Origin of the sequence: Methylobacterium sp. Leaf89 (assembly GCF_001422215.1) — a bacterium.
Lineage (GTDB): Bacteria > Pseudomonadota > Alphaproteobacteria > Rhizobiales > Beijerinckiaceae > Methylobacterium.
In genome coordinates, this window is the sequence record NZ_LMML01000009.1 from 160,925 (window position 1) to 177,060 (window position 16,136).

Here is a 16,136-nt window from a genome sequence, read left to right on the forward strand (position 1 = left end):
CGACGCCGATCACCGCGTCGTCCACCACCTCGCCGATGGCGATGGCGAGCCCGCCCAGGGTCATGGTGTTGAGGCTCTCGCCCAGCGCCTGGAGCGCCACCACGGCGGCGATGAGCGAGAGCGGGATCGCCAGCGCCGAGATCACGGCGGTGCGCCAGTCGTACAGGAAGACGAACAGCACCACGACCACCAGGATGCCGCCGAGCCCGAGGGCCTGGAGCACGTTGCCGTTGGCGATGGCGATGAAGTTGGCCGGCCGGAACAGGTCGGCGTGCAGGGTCACGCCCTCGCGCGCCAGGGCCGGGCGCAGGTCCTCCAGGGCCGCCTCGACCCGCGCGGTGACCGCGCGGGTGTTGGCGCCGTACTGGGCGCCGACCATGAGGAGCACCCCGGGCCGGCCGTCCACCAGGGCGGCGCCGATCGCCGGCTCGCCGGTGGCGACCACGGTGGCGACGTCCGCCAGGGTCACGCTGGCCCCGCCCTCGTTGATCAGCACGGTCCGAGAGACCGCCTCGGGGCTCAGCGACTGCCCGTCGGTCTGGAGGGCGATGCGCTGGTTGGGCGTGTCCACGAAGCCGGCCCCGCGCACGCCCGTGGCTTTCCGCGCGGCGGCGAGCACGTCGTTGACGCCGATGTTGAAGCGCACGAGGTCGTTCGGGCGGATCTGCACCTGCAGCGAGCGCACCGCGCCGCCATAGACCGAGACCTGGGCGATCCCCGGCACGGCGAGGAGGCGCAGGCGCACGGTCCAGTCCGCCAGGGTGCGCAGGTCCATGTCCGAGCGGCTCTGCGTGGTCAGGCCGACGAGCAGCACCGTGCTGGTGGCGGAGGTGAGCGCCGTCATCGCCGGCGGCAGCACCCCTTGCGGCAGGCGGCCGGCCAGCGCCGTCAGCCGCTCGGTGACGAGCTGGCGCACCCGATAGATGTCGCTGCCGGCCCCGAAGGTGACGGTGATCACCGACAGGCCCTGGATCGAACTCGAGCGCAGGGAGACCACCCCCGGCAGGCCGTTGACCGCGACCTCCACGGGTTGGGTCACCAGCACCTCGACCTGTTCCGGGTTGAGGCCGGGGGCCTCGGTCTGGATCACCACGGCGGGGGGCGCGAATTCCGGGAAGACGTCGTACTGGGCATCGGCCAGGACGACGAAGCCGTAGGCGGCGAGCGCCAGGCTGAGCGCCAGGACGACGCCGCGGAAGCGCACCGCGAAGGCGACCAGGGCCGCCTGGGGGCCGCGGGGGCCTCCCGGTCCGGAGCCCGGCGCCTCAATCGTCATCGACGCCGCCCGAGACCTGGAGCTGGCTCTTCATCTCCTCGGAGAGGAGCGCCTGCGCCCCCGAGAGCACGATCTCGGTGCCGCCGGGCAGGTCCTCCACCACGTAGGCGTCGGCCGACATCGGCGGGTCGGCCTTCAGCCGGTGGCGGGCGAAGGCGTCGGGCCCCACCGCCCGGTAGATCCAGGCGGCCCCCTGCCAGTGCACCACCGCGTCCTCGGGCACGCTGAGGCCGGTGACGCTGCGGTCGGAGGCCAGGAAGGCCAGCATGCTCATGCCGGGCAGGAAGCCGCTGTCGCCCGGCACGGTGTAGAAGAAGCTCAGGCCCTGGATGCGCGGGTCCGTGCGGGTGGCGGGCGAGACGTAGGCCAGGGCGACCCGCGCGCTCTGGGGCGGCACCTCGGCGAAGGCCGCCGCCGGCGGGCCCTTCAGGCCCTCCCCTGGCGGCAGGGTGACCTGCACCAGGAAGTCGGTGCGCTCGATCAGCCGGGTGACGGTGGCCGCGCGCGCGACGATGGCCCGGCCGATCACCGGCCCCCATTCCTGTTGGGCGGTGGCCGAGAGGGTGCGCACCTGGGATTCCGCCGCCGCCAGGGCGGCCTGGTCGGTCTGGGCGGTGCCCCCGGCGGTCTCGACCTGCACGGTGGTGGCGTAGGGGCCGAGGGTCCTGGCCCGCTGCAGGGCGCTGCGCGAGACCTCGGCGCGGGCCTGGGCCGTCTGGAGCGCGGCCTGGGCGCTGGCATAGGCGTTGGTCAGGTCGGTGACCCGGGCGAGGTCGAGGACGCTGCCATAGGCCTGCAACTCCTCCCGGTGCTCGGCCAGGGGCCGGGCCTCGGTCGTGATGCCGATGCGGGCGCGCTCGGCGGCCGAGAGGCGCACCACGGTGCGGCCCTCCTCCACGGCGGTGCGCTGGGCCGGCAGGTGCGCGGGCTTCGCCGGTCCGGGGCGGGCCTGGAGGGCCTCGACGTGCTCGCGCAGCTCGCCCAGGAGGAGGGCGCCCTGGGGCGAGACGGCGAGGCCGCCGAGGCCGGCCGCCAGCACGCCGACCAGGAGGAGGGCGAGGAGGAGCGATCGCCACGTCACCGACTGTCTCGCCCTCCCCCTGGTCCGCGGCCGTGTCGCCGCTGTGTTCCGCCCGGCATAACCGTGTTCACCCGCAGAGGGAATCGGTGCGCCGAGCGATACCGGGGGATGGGCACGCTGCCGGTTCTCCGCAGGGCCGCGGGGATTCGCGCCGCGGCGGCCGCGGACGGATTTCGATGGCGGTGTTGCGCCGGACGGCCTGTCCCCGCGGCCCCCGGCGGGCTATCCCCCGGTCGCCGGCCGCGAGCCCGGCCCGAGCCCAGGGAGATCCGCCCCATGCGCGTCCCGGAGACGCCCGCCGGACGCGCGGCCGAGCCGGCGACCACGGCCTACCCGCTCCTCGTGTTCACGATGCTGCTCTGGGGCGGCAACGTGGTGGCGAGCAAGTGGGCGGCGGGCGAGGTCTCGCCCCAGGTGCTCACCTGCCTGCGCTGGGCCTTCGCCTGCCTCGCCCTGGCGCTGCCGGCCCGGGCCGGCCTCAACGCGGAGTGGGACCGGCTGAAGCGCCACTGGCGCTACGTGCTGCTGATGGGAGCGTGCGGCTACACCCTCTACGCCAGCCTGTTCTACGCCGCCGGCCTGTTCACCAGCGGCATCAACATCGCCCTGTTCCAGGGGTCGATCCCGGTCCTCGTCATCCTGATCAACTATCTCGTCCACCGGGTGGCGGTGACGGGGGCGCAGCTCCTCGGCGTCGCCGTGACGCTGGCGGGCGCCATGGTGGCGGCGACCCACGGCGACTGGCGGGTGCTGGCGACCTTCGCCTTCAACCGGGGCGACGTGCTGATGCTGGTCGCCTGCGGGCTCTATGCCGGCTACACCGTGGCGCTCTCCCGCAGGCCCCGGGTCTCGGGCCTGAGCTTCTTCACCGCCGTGGCGCTCTCCGCCTTCGTGACCTCGCTGCCGCCGCTCGCCGCCGAATGGGCCCTGGGCCACACGATCTGGCCGACCGGCAAGGGCTGGGCCATCGTGCTGTTCGTGGCGCTCGGGCCCTCGCTCATCGCGCAGCTCGCCTTCCTGCGCGGCGTCGAGCTGATCGGCCCGAACCGGGCCGGCCTCTTCGTCAACCTCGTGCCGATCTTCGGGGCCGGCCTCGCCATCCTGCTGGTGGGCGAGCCGTTCCGCTGGCACGACGCCCTGGCGCTGGCCCTCGTCATCGGCGGCATCGCCATCGCGGAGCGCCTGGGCCGGCGGCGGGTGGCCTAACCGAGTGGCCTACCCGCCCCCGCCGGCCGGCCGGCGCAGCTCGAACCGGGTCTCCGGTTCGGCGGTGAAGTAGTCGAAGTAGCCGCCGCGCAGGATCGGCCGCATGGCGCCGGTGTCGACGAGGCCGTCGCGGATGAAGCGGTCGTCGATGTAGATCGAGACCACCTGCCCGATCACCAGGAAGTGGGAGGCGTCGCTGCCGTCGAGCGGCGTCAGCGGCACGGTCTGCAGCCACTTGCACTCCAGGGCGGCCGGCGATTCGGCGACCCGGGGCGGGCGCACCTTTCGCGAGGGCGCCGGGGTCAGGCCCGCGAAGGCGAACTCGCTCTCGCCGCGGGGCAGGGGCGCCGAGGTGGCGTTCACCGCCTCGCGCAGGTCGTAGGTGGCGAGGTTGCAGACGAACTCGCCGCCCTCCTCCGCGAAGGTCATCGCGTCCTTGCGCCCGGCCGAGGAGAACATGACCATGTCGGGGCCGGCCGCCACGGCGTTGAAGTAGGAATAGGGCGCGAGGTTCACCGCGCCGTCGCGGTTCATCGCGCTGATCCAGCCGATCGGGCGCGGGGCCACCAGGGCCTTCAGCGGGTTGTGCGGCAGGCCCTTGGTCTCGGCGTCGTAATGCATGGGGTGCCCCTCAGAGCCGGGTGACGATGTCGGCGAGCGCCGGGCGGGGCCGGTCGGGCGGCACCTCCTGGGCGCGCCCGATATGGATGAAGCCCGCGAGGCGCTCGCCGGGCACGAGGCCGAGGACGTCGAGGATGCGGGAATCGTAGGCGAACCACTCGGTGAGCCAGGCGGTGGCGTAGCCCGCGGCGTTGGCCGCCACCACGAGGTTCATCGCCACCGCGCCGGCCGAGAGCACCTGCTCCCATTCTGGGATCTTGATGTGCGGGCCGGCCCGCGACACCACCGCCACCACCAGGGGGGCGAGGGCGAGGCGGTGGCGCTCGAGGTCGAGGCGCGCGGCGTCGGCCTCCGGGTGGTCGGCGGCATAGGCCGCCGCGATGGCGTCGCCGATGCGGGTGCGGGCCTCGCCCGCGATCACCAGGAAGCGCCAGGGCGCCAGCTTGCCGTGGTCCGGCACGCGCGACGCGATGGTGAGGAGCGCGTCGAGCTCGGCCGCGTCCGGGCCCGGCCCCGCGAGGCGGAGGGGCGGGACCGAGCGGCGGGTGCGCAGGAGATCGAGGGTGGCGTTCATGGCGTCCCTGGAGCAGGATCGGGCGAGAGGGGCGGGGCCGCAGACGACCGGCCCTCGGAGGCGGGATGGCCTTGCCGCCGCCATGGTCCGGTTCCAGAGGGCGGGCACCGGGCGCGGCGGCCGTCCGTGACATGGCGCGCCGGCGGCAGATTGGCAACGCCGGCGGGACGCCCCGGTCAGGATTGGGAGGTGCGGGATGGCGCGGGCAGGGTACGGATCGGTCTGGCTGGGCTGCGCCCTCCTCCTCGGCGGTCACCCCGGCACCGCCGCGGCGCAGGACGGCAACGCCTTCCACAACCGGATCGGGCCCAACCTCCCCTCCCCGTCCATGCCCTCCCCTTCGATGCCCTCCCCGTCGATGTCGGACCCCTCGGCGCCGCCGCTGCCCAGCGCGGCGAGCGCGGCCCTGACCCTCACGGCGGTGTTCGCGGGCGGCGACAAGCCCCTGCGCTCCGGCCTCGCCTGGCGCATCTACGAGGACCGCCCCGACGGCACGAAGCCCGGCATCGTCGCCCGCTCCGAGGCGGCCGAGCCGAGTTTCACCCTGCCGCCGGGCGCTTACGTCGCCACCGTGACCTACGGCTTCGCCAGCGCCGCGCGCCGGGTCGTCATGGCGGGCCAGCCGGCCGCCGAGCAGCTCAAGGTCAGCGCCGGGGCGCTCAAGCTCTCGGGCGCCATCGGCGACGTGAAGCTCGGCGCCGACCAGCTCGCCTTCTCGGTCTTCGTGCCGATCGGGACGAACTCCGAGGGGCGCCTCGTGCGCAGCGGCGTCAAGGCGGGCGAGCTCCTGCGCCTGCCCGAGGGCACCTACCACGTGGTCTCGACCTATGGCGGCTCGAACGCGATCCAGCGCGCCGACCTCAAGGTGGAGAACGGCAAGGTCACGGACGCCACCCTCAACCACCGCGCCGCCACCCTGACCCTGAAGCTGGTGGCGGCCGAAGGCGCCGAGGCCTTCGCCGGCACCGCCTTCAGCGTGCTGACGCCGGGCGGCGACACCATCCGCGAGGCCATCGGCGCCTTCCCGCAGGTGACCCTGGCGGAGGGGGACTACGTCCTGATCGCCCGCCACGACGGGCAGGTCTACACCCGCGAATTCAAGGTCGAGAGCGGCCTGAACCGCGACGTCGAGGTGATCGCCAAGGCGGGCTGAGCCGAGGCGTCCCGACCGGCGGAGAGAGACGACACGCATGAGGCGACTTGCGATCGGTGCCCTCGTCCTGCTCCTGGCGCCGCTTCTCCTGGTGCCGCGTCCCGCGCGGGCGCAGGGGGCGGATCCCGCGCGGGCGCTCGTGGCGGACGGCTCCGACCGGGAGATCGGTCCGGAACGCGCGGACCGGGTGATCGCCCTCCTGGGACAGGGACTGAGAACGCCCGCCACCGCCCGTTACGGCCAGCTCCGTGCCGGGCGCGCGGGGGCTTTCTGCGGCGTCGTCGACACCACCAACCGCATGGGCAATCCCGTGGGGCCCCGCCGCTTCGTCGCCGACCTCGCGGCGGGCATCGCCGGCCTCGTCCCGGACGGGCCCGAACTGCGCAACCCGGCGACGCCGCAGGATTACGCCGCCCTGCAGCGCATCCTGGCCCTCTACGCCGCCAATTGCGCCCCCTGATCCGGGCATCCCCCGGGCACCGCCCGGAGGACGCAACCGCCCGGAGGCCGAACCCGCCGCCCTACGGCGTCGGGGCCTCGCCGTGCTGGCCGTCGAGGGCGACGTCGGCGCTCGGCACGGTCTCGGCCACCGCCTCCGCCCGGATGCGATCCGGCGCGGTCGCCTCCGCCACCAGGGCGGCCAGGGTCTCGTCGAGGCCGCCGGTGCGGGTGTGCTGGCTGCCCAGGCGCCGGACCGAGACGGTGCGCTCCTCGCCCTCCTTGCGGCCGACGACGAGCATCACCGGCACCTTCGCCAGCGAGTGCTCGCGGACCTTGTAGTTGATCTTCTCGTTGCGCAGGTCGGCCTCGACGCGCAGGCCGAGGCGGGTCGCGGCGGCGACCACCGCGCGGGCGTAGGGGTCGGCATCGCCCGTGATGGTGGCGACCACCACCTGCACCGGCGCGAGCCAGAGCGGGAAATGCCCGGCGAAGTGCTCGATCAGGATCCCGGTGAAGCGCTCCAGGGAGCCGCAGATGGCGCGGTGGACCATGACCGGGGGCTTCTTGCCGCTCTCGGCATCGACGTAGAAGGCGCCGAAGCGCTCCGGCAGGTTGAAGTCCACCTGGGTCGTGCCGCACTGCCAGTCGCGCCCGATGGCGTCGCGCAGCACGTACTCGAACTTCGGCCCGTAGAAGGCGCCCTCCCCCGGGTTGATCGCGGTCCTGATCCGGCCCCCCGACTGTTCCTCGATCTGGGTGAGCACCCGGGTCATGACGTCCTCGGCATGGTCCCAGAGGGCGTCCGAGCCCACCCGCTTCTCGGGGCGGGTCGAGAGCTTCACCACGATCTCGCCGAAGCCGAAATCGGCGTAGGTGGAGAGGATCAGGTCGTTGATCTTCAGGCACTCGTCGGCGAGCTGGTCCTCGGTGCAGAAGATGTGCGCGTCGTCCTGGGTGAAGCCCCGCACCCGCATCAGGCCGTGCATGGCGCCCGAGGGCTCGTAGCGGTGGACCACGCCGAACTCGGCCATGCGCAGGGGCAGGTCGCGGTAGGATTTCAGGCCGTGCTTGAAGATCATCACGTGGCCGGGGCAGTTCATGGGCTTCAACGCGAACCAGCGCTTGTCCTCGGCCTCGTCGCCGGCGGATTGGGCCGCGAACATGTTCTCGCGGTACCAGCCCCAGTGGCCGGAGGTCTCCCACAGGGCCTTGTCGAGGATCTGGGGGGCGTTGACCTCCTGGTAGTCGCCGCGCAGGCGCCGGCGCATGTAGGCGATCAGCTCCTGGAACACGGTCCAGCCCTTGGCGTGCCAGAACACGACGCCCGGCCCCTCCTCCTGGAAGTGGAACAGGTCCATCTCGCGCCCCAGGCGCCGGTGGTCGCGGCGCTCGGCCTCCTCCAGGCGGTGCAGGTAGGCGTCGAGGTCCTCCTTGGTCGCCCAGGCGGTGCCGTAGATGCGGGTCAGCATCGGGTTGTTGGAATCGCCCCGCCAGTAGGCGCCCGCCACCTTCATCAGCTTGAAGGCGGTGCCGACCTTGCCCGTCGAGGTCATGTGCGGGCCGCGGCAGAGGTCGAACCAGTCGCCCTGGCGGTAGACCTTGAGGTCCTCGCCGGGCGGGATCGCGTCCACGAGCTCGACCTTGTAGGCCTCGCCCTTCCCGGCGAAGAGCGCCCGGATGTCGTCGCGCTTCCAGACCTCCTTGGTGAAGGGGGCGTCGCGCGCGATGAGTTCGCGCATCTTCGCCTCGATCTTCGGGAAGTCCTCCGGGGTGAAGGGCTCGTCCCGGGCGAAGTCGTAGTAGAACCCGTTCTCGATCACCGGGCCGATGGTGACCTGCGTGCCCGGCCACAGGGCCTGCACCGCCTCCGCCAGCACGTGGGCGCAGTCGTGCCGGATCAGCTCCAGGCTGCGCGGGTCGGTGCGGTCGAGGAACTCGATGCGGGCATCCTGCGCGATCGTGTCGTCGAGGTCGCGCACGGTGCCGTCGAGGGCCATGGCGACGGTGCGCTTGGCCAGGGACTTGGCGATGCCCTCGACGACGGCACGGCCGGTGATCGCGGCGTCGTAGCTGCGGGTGTTGCCGTCGGGGAAGGTCAGGATCGGCATGGCCGGGGGCTCCTTGGAGGCTCACTCCTGCGTACGCGGCAGGTAAGCGGGGGGCGGGTCGGGGTCGGCGCGGCCCCGATGCGGCGCCGCGCCGGGCCGTTTAGACCCATTCGCATCGGGAAGGAACGCGGATTCCGCGCATCCGGTCCCGGCCCCCGGGCGACCGCTCCCGCCCCGGGTTGCTGACAATCGCCAGGGATCCTCAATCACCATCGCGGCCCGTGCCGGCCGATCAATTGACAAAGCCGGTCCAACCCGACTGATGCTCGCCGATGGCCTTCCGTGCCGCACGGTCGAGACCAGAAAAAATCCAAGAAAACACGGACGAGCCGGCCCCGCGGGGCAAACGGGCTTTCGCCGGGAGAGACGTTCATGCCGAGCCCCGTACCGACGGCGCACCCCGAAGGCGTCGCGATCACCACGACGGCCCACCTGCCCGGGGTCCAGACCGGGACACGCTTCTGGCCTCAGGGCTGGTGGCGCCTCGTCGACCTGCAGATCGGCATCATCCCGCTGCCGGTCTACCTGATCCTGGTGGCGCTGCTCTGGGTGCTGACCGCGGAGGGCGAGATCAAGGCCGACGCGCCGACGATGATCGCCGTCCTGGTGCTCGGCGGCTTCACCTGCGCGGAGATCGGCAAGCGCCTGCCGGTCCTGCGCCAGATCGGGGCGGGTGCGATCTTCGCCACCTTCATCCCCTCGGCGCTGGTCTACTACGCGCTGATCCCGGGCCCGATCGTCAAGGCGATCACGGACTTCACCAAGTTCACCAACTTCCTCTACCTCTACATCGCGGCGATCATCGTCGGCAGCATCCTGGGCATGGACCGGGCTGTGCTGATCAAGGGCTTCCTCAAGATCTTCGTCCCCCTCGGCCTCGGCTCCCTGGCGGCGGGCTGCGTCGGCACCCTGGTGGGCACCCTGCTGGGGCTCGGGGCGCACCACACCTTCTTCTTCATCGTCGTGCCGATCATGGCCGGCGGCGTCGGCGAGGGCGCGATTCCGCTCTCCATCGGCTACGGCAACATCCTCGGGATCCCGCAGGGCGACGTCTTCGCCCAGGTGCTGCCGCCCGTGATGCTGGGCAGCCTCACGGCGATCATCCTGGCCGGCACCCTCAACTGGGTGGGCAGGCGCAAGCCGCACCTCACCGGCGAGGGCCGCCTGCAGCCCCACACCGAGAACGACATGGAGGCGGGCACGCCCGTGGAGACCGGCCCGATCGACGCCGCCACGGTGGCGGCGGCCGGCCTCACGGCGGTGACGCTCTACCTCCTCGGCGTGATGTGCCACCACCTCACCGGCCTGCCCGCCCCCGTGGCGATGCTGTTCCTGGCGGTGCTGGCCAAGCTCGCCAGCGCGGTCTCGCCCCGGCTCCAGGCCGGCGGCTTCATCGTCTACAAGTTCGTGCAGGTCGGCATGACCTACCCGCTGCTCTTCGCCATCGGCGTCTCGCTCACCCCCTGGGACAAGCTGGTGGCGGCCTTCACGCTGCCGAACCTGATCACCATCGTGGCCACCGTCGTCACCCTGATGGCGACGGGCTACGGCGTCGGGCGCCGGCTCGGCATGTACCCGATCGAGACCGCCATCGTGAACGCCTGCCACAGCGGCCAGGGCGGCACCGGCGACGTGGCGATCCTCACCGCCGCCAACCGGATGGCGCTGATGCCCTTCGCCCAGATCGCCACCCGCATCGGCGGCGCCCTCACGGTGACGGGGACGCTGGTGTTCCTGAAGTGGATCACGGCGGCGCCGGTCTAGGGGCGGCCCCCTCCCCCACCGCCGCGCAGGTGCAGGGCTCGCAGGCGAAGGGCGAGGGAGGCGCGTTCACGCCGCGCCAGCGGCCGTAGCGCCAGGGGGTGAACCAGGCGGCGTGCGCCGGCAGGGCCTCCGGCACCAGGTCGATGCCGTGGGTGCCGAGGGGGCCGCAGCGGCAGATGCGGGCGAACCCGATCCAGCCGCCCGCCCAGAGCCCGTGCCGCTGGATCGCCCCGTCGGTGTAGTGGGAGCACGAGGGCCAGTGCCGGCACTGGCGGCCGACCAGGCTCGACAGGGTGAGCTGATAGGTGCGGATCGCCCCGTGGGCGATGCGGCGGAGCAGCATGCTAGGCGGCCGCCACAGCCCCGGCCTCGATCCGGTCGAGGGCGTCCACCACCGCGTCGAAGGTCAGGAGCGTCGAGGCGTGCCGGGCCTTGAAGTCGCGCACCGGCTCGAGGACGGCGAGATCCGCCCAGGCGCCCGTGGGCGCCGGGCCGCCCTCCTTGAGCATCCGCCGCATGGCGGCGCGGACCGCGCGCAGCTCCCCGGCGCTGGTGCCGACCACGTGGCGGGCCATCAGCGAGGACGAGGCCTGGCCGAGGGCGCAGGCCTTCACCTCGTGGGCGAAGTCGGTGACCGTGCCGTCCCGCACCGCGAGGTCCACCGTGACGGTGGAGCCGCAGAGCTTCGAATGCGCGGTGGCACTGGCGTCCGGGGCCGCCAGGCGTCCCAGGCGCGGGATGTCGGCGGCCAGTTCGAGGATGCGACGGTTGTAGATGTCGTCGAGCATGGAATTCCGATCCTCTGGCTGTTCCGCCGGGTTCACTTGCGGTCCCGCCGGGTCCATTTGCCGTTCCACCGGGACGGCCGGGCGCACAGCCGGCTTCCGATCCCGGAGATCTGATCCGCGCAGCCTGCATTGCGCGACGGCGCGATAACGACGATATAGGCCCCCACGCACCGTTTCGCGAGGAGGCGGCTCGTCGACCCGGGTCGCGCCCACGGCCGGGGTTGCGCCACCGCAGACGGCACCGTCCGGGCATCGGCCGTCCTCACCCGACGGCCCCATGGTTCGACGATGTACGCAAAGCCTGACAGCCACCCGATGACGACCCGGATCGCCCGGGCGGAAGATGCCATGGATGCCGCGCTCAAGTCCCTCTCCTACCGCCTGACCGAGACGGAGGAATCCGGGATGGAACCGACCCGCCAGAACGGCGCCCTCAGCGCCATGCGCAACGACAACGCGCGGGGCGAAGCGCCCGCGCCCGCGCCCGAGATCGCTCCCCTGCCCGCCTCCGCCCAGCGGGTGCCCGAGGCCATCGCCACGGGCCGTCCGAGCCGCGAGGAGGCCGAGGCCGCCGTGCGTACCCTCCTGCGCTGGGCCGGCGACGACCCGAACCGCGAGGGCCTGCGCGACACCCCCGCCCGGGTGGTGAAGGCCTACGGCCAGATCTTCGGCGGCTACGGCCAGGACGCCGACGCGCTGCTCGAGCGGGTCTTCGAGGAGGTCGAGGGCTACTCGGACATCGTGCTGGTGCGCGACATCCCGTTCTACTCCCATTGCGAGCACCACATGGTGCCCTTCATGGGGCTGGCGCACATCGCCTACTACCCGACCAAGGGCGTGGTCGGCCTGTCGAAGCTCGCCCGCGTGGTCGACACCTTCGCCCGCCGCCTGCAGACCCAGGAGACCATGACGGCCCAGATCGCCGACGTGATCGAGAGCATCCTCAAGCCCCGCGGCATCGCCGTGATGGTGGAGGCCGAGCACCTCTGCATGGCGATGCGCGGCGTCCAGAAGGCCGGCGTCTCCACCATCACCACCCAGTTCCGGGGCGCTTTCCGCAACGACGCCAACGAGCAGGTCCGCTTCCTCACCCTCGTGCGCAACAAGTCCTGAGCCGGCCCGCGATGACGTCTGTCTCCCGATGACCCGCGCCTTCCCGGAACCGGGCAGCCGGGCCGAGGTCGAGGAGGGGGCCGCCTTCACCCCCCGCTTCGACGCACACGGCCTCGTCTCCTGCATCGCCGTCGACGCCGCCGACGGGCAGGTGCTCATGCTCGCCCACATGAACGCCGAATCCCTGGCCCTCACCCTGAAGACCGGCGAGGCCTGGTACTGGTCCCGCTCCCGCGGCGCGCTCTGGCACAAGGGCGCCACCAGCGGTCAGGTCCAGCGCGTGGTCGAGATGCGGGTCGATTGCGACCAGGACGCGGTGCTGATCCGCGTCGCGGTCGGTGGCGACGGCGGCTGCTGCCACACCGGCCGGCGCGCCTGCTTCTACCGCCGCGTCGATCACGATCCGGCGACCGGCCAGGCGATTCTGCGGCCCGCCGATGCCTGATCCCGGCGCGCGGCGTGCCCGTCCGGAGCGGCGCCCGCCCCGTCGCGGTCGCCGCGTCCCGCGTTTCTTCGCCCCCTCTCCCGCATCCCGGTGTCGCTGATGTGGGACGGCCTGTCCCCGGTGCGTCCCGCCGCGGAGGTCCGCCAGGGCGCCTCCCCGCACGCGCGCTTCCCCGCCGGGGCCGTCGAGCCCGTGGCGGCGCCCCCCGCCCCCGGCCCCCGCATCGGCCTCGCCCTCGGTGGCGGCTCGGCCCGGGGCTGGTCGCAGATCGGGGTGATCGAAGTGCTGGAGGAGGCCGGACTCCACCCGGCCGTGGTGGCGGGCTGCTCCATCGGCGCGGTGGTGGGCGGCTGCTACGCGGCGGGCCAGCTCGGGCTGCTCAAGGCCTTCGCCCTGTCGCTGACCCGGCGCAGCGTGATGGGGCTCCTCGACCTGCGGCTCCGCTCCGGCCTGATCGCGGGCGACCGCCTGAAGCGGCGCTTGGAGCACGACCTCGCCGACCGCCGGATCGAGGGCCTGCCGATCCGCTTCGCCAGCGTCGCCACCGACCTCGACAGCGGCGAGGAGGTCTGGCTCACCCGGGGCAGCCTCGTGGAGGCCCTGCGCGCCTCCTACGCCCTGCCGGGCATCTTCCCGCCGGTGCGCTGCGGCGGCCGGCTCCTCCTCGACGGGACCCTGGTGAACCCGGTGCCGGTGACGATCGCCCGGGCCCTGGGGGCCGACTTCGTGATCTGCGTTAACCTCAATGGCGACCCGCGCCCCGTCGTGCGGGAGGCGGCGCCCGCGCGGGTCACGGCCGAGGCGGTGGCGCCCGCCCCCCGCCGGCCCCGGCGCTGGAGCCTGCGCCGGCCGGGCCTGCGCCGTGCCGCGTCCGATCGCGCGTCCGGGCCGGCCGACGGCCTCGCCACCCCCGGCATGGCGCGGGTGATGCTCGACGCCTTCAACATCACGCAGGACAGGATCTCGCGGGCGCGCCTGGCCGGCGACCCGCCCGACATCGCCATCGTGCCCCGCCTGGCCGGGATGGGCCTATTCGAGTTCCACCGGGCGGCCGAGGGGATCGCCCTCGGCCGCGAGGCGGCGCGCGCCGCCCTGCCGCAGATCCGCGGCCTCGTGGCGGCCGCCGCCGCCCGGACCTGACTCAGGCCCGATCCTGCCTCACGCCCGCACCTGACTCAGGCCATGGTGATGTAGTCGCGCATGGCCCGGTGCTCGGCCTCGACGGCCTCGATCCGGCGCTTGACCACGTCGCCGATGGAGATGAGGCCGGCCAGCCGGTCGTCCTCGATCACGGGCACGTGGCGGAAGCGGCCCTCGGTCATGAGGTGCATGACCTCCTCGATGCTGCTGGCGCGGGTGCAGGTGGTGACCTCGGCGGTCATGTGCTCGGAGACCCGGGCGTCGAGGGCGTTGGCGCCCTTGGCGGCGAGCGCCCGCATGATGTCGCGCTCGGAGAGGATGCCGCGCACCGCCCCGTCCGCATCGCTGACGACGACGGCGCCGATGCGCTTCTCGGCCAGGAGGTGGATGGCCTCGTCGAGGGTGCGCTGGGGCTCCACCGTGACGACGGAGCGGCCCTTCTCGGCGAGGATGCGAGCAACGGTCATGGACGTGTCCTTTCCCTCAAGTCACCCCTGGGACGGGGCGGCCGGGCTTGGCCAGAACGGCAGGGTGCCCAGCTCGGTCTGCGGCGATTGTGTGGCGGGCGACCGCATATAGCAAGATCCCGCAGGATCCCGTCGCCGAGGACGCAGGATAATTCACGGTCCGGGGCGGCGGCGTGAGCCCGTCGTCAGCGCCGGGCCCGGTCGAGGAGCGGCAGCAGGAAGAAGCCCGCGACGAAGCCGCCCAGATGGGCGTCCCAGGCCACCGAGGTCGCCTCGGCGCCCAGCGGCAGGGCGATGACGCCGAACAGGAAGTTCGTCACGAGCCAGATCACCAGGAACACCACCGCGGTGCGGTTGCGCATCAGCTCCGGGATGGTCTGGAGCGGGGGCGCGGCCGGGCGCTGCCAGGGGGGCGCGCCGGCATAGACGGGGGGCGGCTGGAACACGAAGCGGGCCGCGGCCGCCATCAGGGCCGAGACGCCGGCCGAGGCCCCGATCAGGGGGGCGGTGCTCAGGGGGTCGAGGAGGACGTGGAGGATGCCGCCCGCCACCGCGCCCACGAGGGCGATCAGGCCGTAGCGCCAGGCGCCGTAGCGGCGGGCCACCGGCGAGCCGAAGGCGGCGAGCCAGACGGTGTTGAAGGTGACGTGCATCCACGAGCCGTGCAGCAGCGCGTAGGTGGCGAAGGTCCAGGGCATCGCGGCGGGGTCGGCCACCACGTAGCGGGCGAAGGCCTGCCGGGCTTCGACCACGTCGGGGTCGCCCGCCAGGGCCGTGGCGGCCCGCAGGAGCTCCTCCGCCCGGGCCGGATCGACGGCCACACTCCAGCGCCCCGGGATCAGGGCGAGGTCGATCAGGGCGGCGATGTCCCAGGTGTCCGGCAGCACGAATTCGCGCAGGGCGTGGATGCCCACGAGCACGCCGATCGACGCGGTGACCACGCCCGGCATGTTGAAGATCGGAACGCGGTTCTGCGGCGGCAGGTCGGGGCTGGCATCCATGCGGCCACCATGTCGGGGCGGCAGGCGGGGCCGCAAGCCCCGCCATGCGGGAAACAAGCCCCGCCATGCGGGAAACAAGCCCCGCCATGCGGGAAACAAGCTCCGCGATGCGGGAACGGGCCCCGCCGCGCGGGAAAATCCGCCGGCACGGAGCGCGTGCAAACTTGGCGGTGGACAACTCCGTCGACCCGTTAGCCTTGATGAAGGGTTAAGGGGGCGCCGCGAGGATGGTCGGCATAAGCTCTGCGCCGAGCCTGGCACAGACCTCGGGAGCGGCCCAGAACCGTCCCGAAAGCGCCCGATCCGAGAAGGTCCGTCGCCGGACCGTGCCATTGTGGGACTCCCATGAAGCATCCGACCAGCCGCCTGCTCCACGCCTACTGGGACCGGTTGCGGAATGGCCGCGCCGCGCCGGAACGCAGCGAGATCGAGCCCGGCGAGATCCGGAACCTGCTCGCCGACAGCCTGATCCTCGAGGTCGACATGGCGCGCGGGGCGGCCTCGGTCCGCCTGGCCGGGACCCATGTCTGCGCCCTGTTCGGGCGCGAGCTGAAGGGACGGGACTTCGCCGGCCTCTGGGGACGGCCCGACGCCGATCCGTGGCTGCTGGTCGAGGCCGTGGCCGTCGACACCGTCGGGGCCGTGGCGGGCCTGCAGGGCCGGACGGAGCGCGACGAGACCATCGACCTCGAGCTCCTGCTGCTGCCCCTGCGCCACCACGGCGAGACGCAGACCCGCATCCTCGGGGCCCTCAGCCCGACCTGCGTGCCGCACTGGCTCGGCCTGCGTCCCCTGACGCGGATGCGCACGACCTCCCTGCGCATCCTCGGCCACGAGACCGCCCCGGCCTCCCGCGATGCCCGGGCGACCCTGCAGAACCTGCCCGAGCCTGCCAACGACAGCGCGCCGCTCCGCCGCGGCCACCTCCTGGTCCACCCCGGCGGCCGCGCCTGACGGG

General features: G+C 73.0%; 16 protein-coding genes and 1 pseudogene. 8 read left to right on the top strand and 9 right to left on the bottom strand.

Annotated features, from left to right (window positions below; translation table 11 throughout):
- Window positions 1-1,276, bottom strand: a pseudogene (locus ASF18_RS24515) (efflux RND transporter permease subunit); the annotation flags it as partial.
- On the bottom strand, window positions 1,266-2,357 hold the full coding sequence (locus tag ASF18_RS04490; protein ID WP_056214238.1) for a hypothetical protein: 1,092 nt from the start codon (window positions 2,355-2,357) through the stop codon (window positions 1,266-1,268). The gene ASF18_RS04490 and the pseudogene ASF18_RS24515, both read right to left, overlap by 11 nt.
- A 276-nt stretch (window positions 2,358-2,633) precedes the next feature.
- Here ASF18_RS04490 and ASF18_RS04495 point away from each other — a divergent pair, with 276 nt between their 5' ends.
- The gene (locus ASF18_RS04495) at window positions 2,634-3,563 is read left to right on the top strand and encodes a DMT family transporter (protein WP_056349822.1); all 930 of its coding nucleotides are present in this window, start codon (window positions 2,634-2,636) and stop codon (window positions 3,561-3,563) included.
- A 9-nt stretch (window positions 3,564-3,572) separates the two neighbouring features.
- Here ASF18_RS04495 and ASF18_RS04500 read toward each other — a convergent pair whose 3' ends face one another.
- The gene (locus ASF18_RS04500; protein ID WP_056214229.1) at window positions 3,573-4,184 is read right to left on the bottom strand and encodes a flavin reductase family protein; all 612 of its coding nucleotides are present in this window, start codon (window positions 4,182-4,184) and stop codon (window positions 3,573-3,575) included.
- A 10-nt stretch (window positions 4,185-4,194) separates the two neighbouring features.
- Entirely contained in the window at window positions 4,195-4,758 is a 564-nt protein-coding gene (locus tag ASF18_RS04505; RefSeq protein ID WP_056349824.1) for a nitroreductase, read from the bottom strand.
- A 196-nt stretch (window positions 4,759-4,954) separates the two neighbouring features.
- Between ASF18_RS04505 and ASF18_RS04510 the strand changes: the two genes are divergently transcribed.
- Entirely contained in the window at window positions 4,955-5,911 is a 957-nt protein-coding gene (locus ASF18_RS04510; protein WP_056349826.1) for a hypothetical protein, read from the top strand.
- 37 nt (window positions 5,912-5,948) lie between these two features.
- Complete coding sequence (locus ASF18_RS04515) at window positions 5,949-6,371, top strand: hypothetical protein (protein WP_056214217.1); 423 nt, start codon at window positions 5,949-5,951, stop codon at window positions 6,369-6,371.
- Between the two features lie 61 nt (window positions 6,372-6,432).
- Here the strand turns inward: ASF18_RS04515 and thrS are convergent, their stop codons facing one another.
- Window positions 6,433-8,460: a threonine--tRNA ligase gene (gene thrS, locus ASF18_RS04520; RefSeq protein WP_056277651.1), complete on the bottom strand. Its 2,028-nt coding sequence runs from the start codon at window positions 8,458-8,460 to the stop codon at window positions 6,433-6,435.
- 372 nt (window positions 8,461-8,832) lie between these two features.
- On the opposite strand from thrS, the gene ASF18_RS04525 reads away from it, so the two are divergent.
- Entirely contained in the window at window positions 8,833-10,224 is a 1,392-nt protein-coding gene (locus tag ASF18_RS04525; protein WP_082487060.1) for a 2-hydroxycarboxylate transporter family protein, read from the top strand.
- Here the strand turns inward: ASF18_RS04525 and yidD are convergent.
- Both yidD and ASF18_RS04535 read right to left on the bottom strand, forming a co-directional pair.
- Window positions 10,205-10,564 carry a membrane protein insertion efficiency factor YidD gene (yidD, locus tag ASF18_RS04530; protein ID WP_056349949.1) on the bottom strand — a complete coding sequence of 120 codons (360 nt, stop codon included), beginning with the start codon at window positions 10,562-10,564 and terminating at the stop codon, window positions 10,205-10,207. The genes ASF18_RS04525 and yidD overlap by 20 nt on opposite strands.
- Before the next feature lie 4 nt (window positions 10,565-10,568).
- Window positions 10,569-11,012 (bottom strand): iron-sulfur cluster assembly scaffold protein, encoded by a 444-nt coding sequence (locus tag ASF18_RS04535; protein WP_056214209.1) that lies wholly within the window; start codon window positions 11,010-11,012, stop codon window positions 10,569-10,571.
- A gap of 288 nt (window positions 11,013-11,300) precedes the next feature.
- Here ASF18_RS04535 and folE point away from each other — a divergent pair, with 288 nt between their 5' ends.
- The 3 genes from folE to ASF18_RS04550 all read left to right on the top strand — a co-directional run bounded on the left by folE (window position 11,301) and on the right by ASF18_RS04550 (window position 13,710).
- Window positions 11,301-12,125, top strand: coding sequence for a GTP cyclohydrolase I FolE (folE, locus tag ASF18_RS04540; RefSeq protein WP_056214206.1), 825 nt, complete (start codon window positions 11,301-11,303; stop codon window positions 12,123-12,125).
- A 28-nt stretch (window positions 12,126-12,153) separates the two neighbouring features.
- A complete protein-coding gene (gene hisI, locus ASF18_RS04545; protein WP_056214203.1) occupies window positions 12,154-12,570 on the top strand; it encodes a phosphoribosyl-AMP cyclohydrolase in 417 nt (138 codons plus the stop codon).
- 99 nt (window positions 12,571-12,669) lie between these two features.
- The gene (locus ASF18_RS04550) at window positions 12,670-13,710 is read left to right on the top strand and encodes a patatin-like phospholipase family protein (protein ID WP_082487062.1); all 1,041 of its coding nucleotides are present in this window, start codon (window positions 12,670-12,672) and stop codon (window positions 13,708-13,710) included.
- Between the two features lie 35 nt (window positions 13,711-13,745).
- Here the strand turns inward: ASF18_RS04550 and ASF18_RS04555 are convergent, their stop codons facing one another.
- On the bottom strand, window positions 13,746-14,177 hold the full coding sequence (locus ASF18_RS04555; RefSeq protein WP_056214200.1) for a CBS domain-containing protein: 432 nt from the start codon (window positions 14,175-14,177) through the stop codon (window positions 13,746-13,748).
- Between the two features lie 185 nt (window positions 14,178-14,362).
- Complete coding sequence (locus ASF18_RS04560) at window positions 14,363-15,178, bottom strand: rhomboid family intramembrane serine protease (protein WP_056349828.1); 816 nt, start codon at window positions 15,176-15,178, stop codon at window positions 14,363-14,365.
- A 345-nt stretch (window positions 15,179-15,523) separates the two neighbouring features.
- Here ASF18_RS04560 and ASF18_RS04565 point away from each other — a divergent pair, with 345 nt between their 5' ends.
- A complete protein-coding gene (locus tag ASF18_RS04565) occupies window positions 15,524-16,132 on the top strand; it encodes a PAS domain-containing protein (protein WP_056349830.1) in 609 nt (202 codons plus the stop codon).
- Window positions 16,133-16,136: the final 4 nt, after the last annotated feature.

Excerpts from the sequence above, each read along its gene's own strand:
- ASF18_RS04495 (WP_056349822.1), top strand. The coding sequence starts at position 2,634 with ATGCGCGTCCCGGAGACGCCCGCCGGACGCGCGGCCGAGCCGGCGACC.
- ASF18_RS04500 (WP_056214229.1), bottom strand. The coding sequence starts at position 4,184 with ATGCATTACGACGCCGAGACCAAGGGCCTGCCGCACAACCCGCTGAAG.
- ASF18_RS04505 (WP_056349824.1), bottom strand. The coding sequence starts at position 4,758 with ATGAACGCCACCCTCGATCTCCTGCGCACCCGCCGCTCGGTCCCGCCC.
- ASF18_RS04510 (WP_056349826.1), top strand. The coding sequence starts at position 4,955 with ATGGCGCGGGCAGGGTACGGATCGGTCTGGCTGGGCTGCGCCCTCCTC.
- ASF18_RS04515 (WP_056214217.1), top strand. The coding sequence starts at position 5,949 with ATGAGGCGACTTGCGATCGGTGCCCTCGTCCTGCTCCTGGCGCCGCTT.
- thrS (WP_056277651.1), bottom strand. The coding sequence starts at position 8,460 with ATGCCGATCCTGACCTTCCCCGACGGCAACACCCGCAGCTACGACGCC.
- ASF18_RS04525 (WP_082487060.1), top strand. The coding sequence starts at position 8,833 with ATGCCGAGCCCCGTACCGACGGCGCACCCCGAAGGCGTCGCGATCACC.
- ASF18_RS04535 (WP_056214209.1), bottom strand. The coding sequence starts at position 11,012 with ATGCTCGACGACATCTACAACCGTCGCATCCTCGAACTGGCCGCCGAC.
- folE (WP_056214206.1), top strand. The coding sequence starts at position 11,301 with ATGTACGCAAAGCCTGACAGCCACCCGATGACGACCCGGATCGCCCGG.
- hisI (WP_056214203.1), top strand. The coding sequence starts at position 12,154 with ATGACCCGCGCCTTCCCGGAACCGGGCAGCCGGGCCGAGGTCGAGGAG.
- ASF18_RS04550 (WP_082487062.1), top strand. The coding sequence starts at position 12,670 with ATGTGGGACGGCCTGTCCCCGGTGCGTCCCGCCGCGGAGGTCCGCCAG.
- ASF18_RS04555 (WP_056214200.1), bottom strand. The coding sequence starts at position 14,177 with ATGACCGTTGCTCGCATCCTCGCCGAGAAGGGCCGCTCCGTCGTCACG.
- ASF18_RS04560 (WP_056349828.1), bottom strand. The coding sequence starts at position 15,178 with ATGGATGCCAGCCCCGACCTGCCGCCGCAGAACCGCGTTCCGATCTTC.
- ASF18_RS04565 (WP_056349830.1), top strand. The coding sequence starts at position 15,524 with ATGAAGCATCCGACCAGCCGCCTGCTCCACGCCTACTGGGACCGGTTG.